The organism is Faecalibacterium sp. An58 (assembly GCF_002161515.1).
In the GTDB taxonomy this organism is placed as follows: domain Bacteria; phylum Bacillota; class Clostridia; order Oscillospirales; family Ruminococcaceae; genus Faecalibacterium; species Faecalibacterium avium.
This window is the reverse complement of record NZ_NFHX01000071.1, coordinates 1-833: the sequence shown is the minus strand read 5'-3', so window position 1 is coordinate 833 and position 833 is coordinate 1. Positions and strand designations below refer to the sequence as shown.

Below are 833 nucleotides of genomic sequence, written 5' to 3'. Positions count from 1 at the left end.
TTCCTCTTTGCCGCCACATCGGATGGGTGTTTTACCCGAGCGCGCAGGTGGTCTCTGGCACCTGTGCGCCCCTTATATCATCTCCCGGTATGGTGCCCCGGGGGTGTTATAAGTAAAGTAGCTTGTTACGCAGCAGTACCGGTACGAGTTACAGTCACAGCAATAAAGTTGATGGAGCCGTTGAACTGAGTATTGGAAGTAACAGGTTTGTTCACAACACTCACAGAAACAGTATACTTAAAGTCATAAGTCGTTTCACCAGAACTACCAGTGGTCCCAGTCTTCTGAGCTTTCTCAAATGCCTCTTCGTACGCGTTGAAAATCTTATCGAGCACTTTGTCCATAGAAACAGTTCCATTGGCAACCCAAATAGTACCAACTTTCTTGGTATTAGCAGCATTAGAACCATCAAAGAACATCTTAGTTGTTCCGTCCATCAAGTTAGTACGATCCAAATCTGCATCGGCCTTAAAAGAATTATAAGCGTCGGTGTAGTTCTTATGACTCAGTTCAACAACATAGCCATTCTTCACCCAATTCTCCAGCTTGGAGTCACCAATTTCGAGAATTGCATCAGACAAAGCCTTCTGATCCTTGTCGTTGTCAGCAAAAGTAAAAATCTTATCGCGGTCATTATCGCTCAGGGTTTCAGCAGCTTTCTGACCCAGCATAGCAGAGTAGCCAGAAGCGGTATTGGTATTCTCGCTGGAAGAGCCGCTGTTGCTGTTGCCGCCGTCCTTGCAGCCAGCCAGCATGCTGACGGCCATGATGCCGGCCAGCGCCAGAGAAGCAATCTTCTTGAGTTTCATAATGAATTTTTCCTCCTTATGGTG

General features: G+C 46.6%; 1 protein-coding gene. It reads right to left on the bottom strand.

The annotated features are described in order from the left end of the window. Window positions 1–125 precede the first annotated feature (125 nt). Entirely contained in the window at window positions 126–809 is a 684-nt protein-coding gene (locus tag B5G12_RS14180; protein ID WP_144064186.1) for a hypothetical protein, read from the bottom strand. Between the last annotated feature and the right edge of the window lie 24 nt (window positions 810–833).

Coding starts and splice junctions, on each gene's coding strand:
- B5G12_RS14180 (WP_144064186.1), bottom strand. CDS start 809: ATGAAACTCAAGAAGATTGCTTCTCTGGCGCTGGCCGGCATCATGGCC.